We start from the raw sequence: 512 nt of genomic DNA, 5'->3' as shown, positions 1-512 counted from the left end.
CCAGGCGGCCGAGCATGGCGAAGCCCATGGCAGGCAGGATGTTGGCTGCAACGCCGCAACCATCGATCACAAAGGACGGGATAAAGTCGAGTAGGCCCTGGATGGCGCCGGAACCCAGATAGAAGGCGCCGCCACACAGCAGGAAGTACTCGACGCAGCCCCAAATTCCAATTCCCCAATGAACGGCGTAGATGCCTTTGAGGTTTCCCTTGAGGGCGAACCTGTCTGCCATGTCGACAAACACGGCGAACAAGGCGTTGGTAATGTTGCCGATCGTCAGCGAAAGGACGGCGATAGGCATGGCGAGCGCGATGGCCGTCTCGGTACCCTGACCGAGCTGAATGGCAAACGCGCAGGCGAGCACGCCGCCGACGGTTTCGTTAGGCGGTACGTAGGCACCGATGGAGATCGAGCCCATGAACAGCAACTCCAGGCTGGCGCCGACAGCAAGGCCGGTCTGCAGGTCCCCCAGCACCAGGCCCACGAGCGGGCACAGGACGATGGGGCGGAAC

The 512-nt window shown here is 62.3% G+C and carries 1 protein-coding gene; it reads right to left on the bottom strand.

What is annotated here, in order from left to right; all coding sequences use genetic code 11:
- A partial coding sequence (locus LK493_RS10095) for a PTS sugar transporter subunit IIC (RefSeq protein ID WP_227790930.1) occupies nt 1-512 on the bottom strand: 512 nt, incomplete at both ends.

It is taken from the genome of Collinsella aerofaciens (assembly GCF_020709435.1).
Classification (GTDB): domain Bacteria; phylum Actinomycetota; class Coriobacteriia; order Coriobacteriales; family Coriobacteriaceae; genus Collinsella; species Collinsella aerofaciens_AU.
The sequence above is the reverse complement of the archived record's forward strand: the minus strand, read 5'-3'. Positions and strand labels throughout refer to the sequence as shown.